This is a genomic window from Aeromonas sp. R7-5 (genome assembly GCF_040908015.1).
Taxonomy (GTDB): domain Bacteria; phylum Pseudomonadota; class Gammaproteobacteria; order Enterobacterales; family Aeromonadaceae; genus Aeromonas; species Aeromonas caviae.
In genome coordinates this window covers 65,002-71,476 of record NZ_JBFOCZ010000007.1, presented here as the reverse complement: position 1 = coordinate 71,476, position 6,475 = coordinate 65,002, and the positions used below count along the sequence as shown (strand labels likewise).

Genomic DNA, 6,475 nt, shown 5'->3' with positions numbered 1-6,475 from the left:
TTTTTGATGCTCGATGCTGTGAGTGCCCACACAGATTGCTTGATTCAAATTGTTAAAGAGCGTCACGCTTATCGCGTTGAGGAGGCGCATCTTACGCTCCTCACTTCGAAAGTCAAGCGGTTGTTTTCGCTTTTCTTTCGGCGCCCACCTCATCAGGAGGCTAGCTCATCAGGTTGGCGTGGTCCGCCGTGCTGGTAGGGGCGCATTATAGGGAGCCGCGCCGGGATGACAAGGGCTATTTTGCGAAAAATAGTCCTTTTTACCGTTTTGTGGCTCGAACGCCTACTTATCAAACAAAAAGCCCTGCTTACGCAGGGCTCTGGCCGCTTTGAATGACGTCGCTGTTACTTTTTTGACCAAAACTCACGGGCAAAGCCGCGCACCTTGTCCCAGTCGGTGAATTCCAGATCCTTGCTGGTATCCGTGCTGCCCCCGGTAATCTTCATGATCAACTGAATGATACGGGTCTGCCACCAGTTGTAACGGGAGTACTGCAATGCCCCGGCAAACACCCCCAGAGTTTTGGGCTTCCAGGGAGAGAGGCGCAGAAACTTCTTCATGTAGGCGTTGGTCTGCGGCATCTGCTTCTCGGGCTTGCGTGCCGTCAGGTTCACGCAGAAGAACGCCGCATTGGCTACTTCCAACTGTTCATGATGTGCGTGTATGAAGCTGAGCAGGCTGGGGTGGAAGTTACCATAACGAATGGAAGCACCAATCAACACCTTGGCATACTTGCTGAGGTTGCACATGGGCAGGGTGTGCAGGTCGTGCATCACCACTTCGCATCCTGATATTTCCTCCAGCATGACCTCCACGATTTTCCGCGTTTGCCCGTCCCGGGAAGAATAAAGCACCAAAATCTTGTCCATACCAACCTCAACTACGCCAGAATGCAGGAGTAAACAGTACCAGAAGTGTGAAGATTTCCAATCGACCAAACAACATGGCCACGATCAATATCCACTGGGCAGTGGCCGAGATATTGCCGAAGTTGGCCGACACCTCCCCCAGACCCGGCCCCACGTTGGTGAATGCCGCAGCCACGGCGGAGAAGGCCGTCACTTCGTTCAGCCCCGTCATCAGCAGCAACAACATGAAGATGAAGAACAGGATGATGTAGGTGGCAAAGTAGCCCCAGACCGCTTCCACGATCCGTTCCGGTACGGCACGCCGCCCCAGCTTCAAGGTGTAGATGGCCCGCGGATGCACCAGCCGTTTGAGTTCACGCATCCCCTGCAGGAACAGGATCATGAAGCGCATCACCTTGATGCCCCCCCCGGTACTGCCGGCGCAGCAGCCGATGAAGGCGGAGAACATCAACAGCATGGGCAGAAAGGAGGGCCACTCCGCATAGCTGGTCGTGCTGTAGCCGGTGGTCGTGCCCAGTGACACCGCCTGGAACAGACCGTGGTTGAGCGCCTCCTGCCAGGTGGCGTAATGACCGTGGAACAGCAGAGAGACGAAACAGATCAGCACCAGCACGCACTGGATGCTCAGAAACACTTTGAGCTCCGAGTCCCGCAGATAGCTGCTCACGCGCACCGGCTTGTGGGCAAATACCATGAAGTGAAGCGCGAAGTTGACGCTCGCCAGCAACAGGAACACCACTGTGATCAGGTTGATGGCCGGGCTGTTGAAGAAACCGATGCTGGCGTCGTGGGTCGAGAACCCCCCAACCGACAAGGTGGAGAAGGAGTGGCAGATGGCATCGAACAGCGTCATCCCCGCCATCCAGTACGCGAGAGCGCAGAGGGAAGTCAGCAACAGATAGATGAACCAGAGCGCCTTGGCCGTCTCGGCGATGCGCGGGGTCACCTTGTTGTCCTTGACGGGCCCCGGGATCTCGGCGCGATAGAGCTGCATGCCCCCGATACCCAGCAGTGGCAGCACGGCCACCGCCAGCACGATGATCCCCATACCACCGAGCCATTGCAGCAGCTGGCGGTAGAAGAGAAACGCCTTGGGCAGATTGTCCAGCCCGGTCAGCACCGTTGCGCCCGTGGTAGTCAGGCCGGAAAACGACTCGAAAAATGCCTCCGAGACCGACATGTTCGGCACGTCGCTGATGATGAAGGGGACGGCACCCACGCTCCCCAGCACCACCCAGAACAGCACCACGATGAGGAAGCCTTCCTTGGACCTGAGTTCCTTTTTCTGGTGGCGGTTGGGGAACCAGAGCAGGAGGCCGAGCAGGAGGGCTATGACGAAGGAGTTGACGAACTCGGTACCACCGCCATCACGATACCCAAAAGCGACCATCGCGGGCAGCAGCATGGTCGAGCTGAACAGGGCAACCAGCAGACCGACGATACGAATGATGCTCAGAATCTGCATTCCGGCTCCCTCTTCAGACTAAAAGAGCGATGGATTCTAGCCATCTAAGGGACGAAGGGATACCCGACCCTGGGTCCGGTCGGTCAATTCCTGTGCGATACGGGCCCAGAGTGCAGACTCCCACGCTACCTGAAGGGTGACGCTGGCACCATAATCGGCCACCAGCAACTGCCCTTGATGGGCAGAGATGAGGGACTCCACGGCCCCCATGTCGGTGTAGTCACACTGGATCACGGAAGAGGTCAGCTGACGCTTGATACAGGTTTCAAGTTGCTTGAGTGCTGCCCCCACACCACCGCCATAGGCCTTGACCAGGCCACCGGTCCCCAGCAGCACGCCACCGTAATAGCGCACCACCACGGCGGCGACTTCACCCAGACCGGCCCCCATCAACTGGGCCAGCATGGGTTTGCCCGCTGTGCCCGAGGGTTCGCCATCATCACTGAAACCATAAACCTGGCTGTCTTGGGGGGCGCCGGCGACAAAAGCCCAGCAGTGATGCCGGGCTCCCGGGTGTTGCTGTTTGATCTCGTCTATCCAGGCCTTGGCGGCCTCGACGGTCGGAGTGTGGGCGATGTAGGTAATGAAGCGGCTCTTCTTGATCTCTTCGCTCACATCCAGTGGGGCTGCCGGTATGGGGTAATCCGTCGCCATCAGAGCCCTGCTTGTCTGGTCAGGTTCTCCACCCCGTTGGCATGCAGCACCACGTTGTCCTCGATGCGAATGCCACCATAGGGACGCAGCGCCTCCACCTTGTTCCAGTTGACCCGCTTGCCCTGCTCACCCTGGCGCAGCGGCTCCAGCAGGCTGTCGATGAAGTAGAGACCCGGCTCTATGGTGAAGACCTGACCCACTTCCATCACCCGGGTGCAGCGCAGATAAGGGAACTGCTCGGGGGCCGCCAGGTGGGTGCCGCGCTCATCCTGCATGAAGCCGCCGACATCGTGTACCTGCAGGCCGAGGAAGTGGCCGAGACCGTGGGGGAAGAAGACATTGGTCACCCCGGTGTGGATCATCTCGTCCACCGACATGTCTACTAGTTCGGTGGCTTGCAGCAGGCGCGCCAGCCTGTGGTGCATCTGCAGGTGCAGCTCGCTGTAGCGGCGGCCCGGCTTGATCTCGTCGATGATCTCCTGTTGCTGTGCATCCAGCGCAGCAATCAGATCGGCGAACTCACCGCGGCGCCAGGCCCAAGTCCGGGTAATGTCGGAGGCATAACCGTGCACATCCACTCCGGCATCGATGAGGAAGGAGTAACGCTCCGCATCGGGCACCCGCTGGGTGGAGAGATGGGTGTAGTGCAGGATGGCCGCATTGCGGTTGATGGCAACAATGTTGCCGTAGGGCGCCTCATTGGCCCCCTGTCCGACCGCCTTCATGTAGGCCAGGTTGATCTCGAACTCGCTCGCCCCCGCCATGAAGGAGTCCTTGGCCGCGATGTGGCCGCGCACGCCGATGCGGTTGGCATCGCGAAGACATTCCAGCTCATAGGGCGTCTTGTAGGCACGGTGGTAGTGCAGGTAGTTGAGAACCGCCTCCGGATTGGGCTGGCCCAGTCCCAGCAGCTCGGCCACTTCCAGATGGCCGCCCAGATAGGCCCACTCCTGCTTGTTGGCCGGCAGGTGATCGGCAACCTGCTCCGGGCGAGTCAGGAAGCGAATGTCGAAGAAATCGACCCAGAAGGCGTTGGGCAACTCCGCCACCTTGTGCCAGAAGTCCACCGGCCGGTAGAACAGCAGCACCGGCTTGTTCACCCCGTCCACCAGCAACCAGCAGTGAGGGTTGTCCAGCACCGGCAACCAGGCCTTGAACTGGGGATTCACCTTGAAGGGATAATCCTGGTCATCGAGGAAGATGCGATGAGTCTGGCCGGAGTGAATAGCGAGGCCGCCAAGACCCTGTTGTTGCAGGATGTCGCGGGTACGCTGCTGAAGGGTGTCGAGATGCTGGGCAAAAAGTTGGCTGTAACTGCTCATGGCGTCCTGCTCCGGGCGAATGTGACTTCAGCATAACATCAAGCGAATCAAGGCTCGAGCCACCCGGCTTTCGCTTCGTGAGGTAACGCATAGGTTACAGGCTTTCTGTTATGAAGATAAAACAGACAATTAACAAACAAAGAACAATTCAATACACTGCCCACAGACAGTAGATATCAGCCGTCAGGAACGACTCATGCAAAACCTTTGTCTGTGGACACCGGATCAGGACAGGATGCAGCACTCCAACCTCCACCAGTTCATGGCCGAGGTCAATCACTTCCATGGCCTGCAACTGCGCAGCTATACCGACCTGTATCAATGGTCGGTGGAGAAGACCACCCGCTTCTGGCCCCTGGTGTGGCAGCACTGCGGCGTCAAGGGCGAGCTTGGCAACATTGTGGCGGAGAACCGCCAGGATATGCAGCGCGCCCGCTGGTTCCCCGACAGCCAGCTCAACTTCGCCGAGAACCTGCTGCGCCGTCAGGATGAGAGCCCGGCCATCATCTCCCGCATCGAAGGGGGCCCAAGCCGGACCCTGAGCTGGCATGAGCTGGCAGATCAGGTCGCCCGCCTGACCCAGTGGCTTCGCAGCCAGGGCATAGGCCGAGGTGATGTGGTCGCAGCCTACCTGCCCAATATTCCGGAAACCGTGGTGGCCATGCTGGCAACCACCAGCCTCGGCGCGATCTGGACCTCCACCAGCCCCGATTTTGGCGAGGCCAGCGTGGTGGAGCGCTTCGGCCAGACCCGTCCCAGGGTGCTGTTCGCGGTGGATGGCTACCGCTACGGCGGCAAGGCCATCGACATTCAGGACAAGGTGGCCAGCGTCGTCGGTCAGCTCGACAGCCTAGAGCAGACGGTGATGATCCCCCTGCTCGGCAACCCGCTGCAGCTTGGTCACGACTGGCAGCAACTGCTGGCAAGCCAGCATGATGCCCAGCTCGCCTTCGAGCCCATGGCCTTCAACGACCCGCTCTACATCCTCTACTCCTCCGGCACCACCGGCAAACCCAAGTGCATCGTGCACGGCATTGGCGGCACCCTGCTGCAACACCTGAAAGAGCACCAGTTGCACTGCGACATCAAGCCGGGGGAGCGCATCTTCTACTTCACCACCTGTGGCTGGATGATGTGGAACTGGCTGGTGAGCGCCCTCGCCTCCGGCGCCACCCTGGTGCTCTACGATGGTTCCCCCTTCTACCCGGATGGCAACGTGCTGTGGGATCTCGCACGAGACGAAGAGGTCGCTCTGTTCGGCACCTCGGCCAAGTATCTCGATGCGCTGCACAAGCAGGGCTATGCCCCCATCAATACCCACGACTTGCCTGCCTTGCGCCTCATCTGCAGCACCGGATCCGTGCTGTCGCCGGAGGGGTTTGACTACGTTTACCAGCAGATAAAGCCGGATGTGCAGCTCAGCTCCATCTCTGGCGGCACCGACATCTGCTCCTGCTTCGTCATCGGCAACCCCTTGAGCCCCGTCTATCGCGGCGAGAGCCAGGGGCGCGGCCTTGGTCTCGCGGTGCAGGTATTCAACGAGGCGGGCCAGCCGGTGCTGGGTGAGAAGGGCGAACTGGTCTGCACCAAGCCGTTCCCGGCCCAGCCCATCTACTTCTGGGGTGACGAGAACGGCGACAAGTACCACGCCGCCTACTTCGAGCGGTTCGACAACATCTGGTGCCACGGGGACTGGATCGAGCTGACCCCGACCGGCGGCATCCTGTTCTACGGCCGCTCCGACGCGACCCTCAACCCGGGCGGCGTGCGCATCGGCACCAGCGAGATCTACCGCTATGTGGAACAACTCGACGAGGTGGAAGAGAGCATCGTCATCGGCCAGCAATGGAAACAGGACGAGCGGGTGGTGCTGTTCGTCAAGCTCAAGGCGGGTTGCAAGCTGGACGACGGGCTGCGTGAGCGGATCCGCCAGCAAATAAAGCAGCACTGCACCGCCCGCCACGTGCCCGCCCGCATCCTGCAGGTGGATGCCATCCCCCGCACCAAGTCCGGCAAGATCGTCGAACTGGCGGTGCGCGAAGTGGTACACAACCGGCCGGTCAACAATACCCACGCCCTCGCCGATCCCGAGGTGTTGAACCAGTATCGCAACCGGCCGGAACTGGCCAGTTGATAACAAACTCACATCCATCCGAGGCGCCGCA

At 60.0% G+C, this 6,475-nt stretch carries 5 protein-coding genes; 1 reads left to right on the top strand and 4 read right to left on the bottom strand.

The genetic code is table 11. From position 1 onward, the window contains the following. Positions 1 to 344: 344 nt before the first annotated feature. From hemG to pepQ, 4 genes are read right to left on the bottom strand one after another with little or no spacing between them, the layout of a single operon-like run. On the bottom strand, positions 345 to 869 hold the full coding sequence (hemG, locus tag AB5Y53_RS02765) for a menaquinone-dependent protoporphyrinogen IX dehydrogenase (RefSeq protein ID WP_368181089.1): 525 nt from the start codon (positions 867 to 869) through the stop codon (positions 345 to 347). Between the two features lie 7 nt (positions 870 to 876). Beyond that, on the bottom strand, positions 877 to 2,334 hold the full coding sequence (locus AB5Y53_RS02760) for a TrkH family potassium uptake protein (protein WP_201970263.1): 1,458 nt from the start codon (positions 2,332 to 2,334) through the stop codon (positions 877 to 879). Positions 2,335 to 2,370: 36 nt separating this feature from the next. Continuing rightward, positions 2,371 to 2,988, bottom strand: coding sequence for a YigZ family protein (locus AB5Y53_RS02755; RefSeq protein ID WP_201970264.1), 618 nt, complete (start codon positions 2,986 to 2,988; stop codon positions 2,371 to 2,373). Further along, positions 2,988 to 4,310: a Xaa-Pro dipeptidase gene (gene pepQ, locus AB5Y53_RS02750; protein WP_201895266.1), complete on the bottom strand. Its 1,323-nt coding sequence runs from the start codon at positions 4,308 to 4,310 to the stop codon at positions 2,988 to 2,990. The genes AB5Y53_RS02755 and pepQ overlap by 1 nt, the downstream gene beginning before the upstream one ends. Before the next feature lie 196 nt (positions 4,311 to 4,506). Between pepQ and AB5Y53_RS02745 the strand changes: the two genes are divergently transcribed. Beyond that, positions 4,507 to 6,444, top strand: coding sequence for an acetoacetate--CoA ligase (locus tag AB5Y53_RS02745; protein ID WP_368181088.1), 1,938 nt, complete (start codon positions 4,507 to 4,509; stop codon positions 6,442 to 6,444). Positions 6,445 to 6,475 lie beyond the last annotated feature (31 nt).

Bases quoted from the DNA above. Each gene is read 5' to 3' on its own strand.
- hemG (WP_368181089.1), bottom strand. From the start codon at position 869: ATGGACAAGATTTTGGTGCTTTATTCTTCCCGGGACGGGCAAACGCGG.
- AB5Y53_RS02760 (WP_201970263.1), bottom strand. From the start codon at position 2,334: ATGCAGATTCTGAGCATCATTCGTATCGTCGGTCTGCTGGTTGCCCTG.
- AB5Y53_RS02755 (WP_201970264.1), bottom strand. From the start codon at position 2,988: ATGGCGACGGATTACCCCATACCGGCAGCCCCACTGGATGTGAGCGAA.
- pepQ (WP_201895266.1), bottom strand. From the start codon at position 4,310: ATGAGCAGTTACAGCCAACTTTTTGCCCAGCATCTCGACACCCTTCAG.
- AB5Y53_RS02745 (WP_368181088.1), top strand. From the start codon at position 4,507: ATGCAAAACCTTTGTCTGTGGACACCGGATCAGGACAGGATGCAGCAC.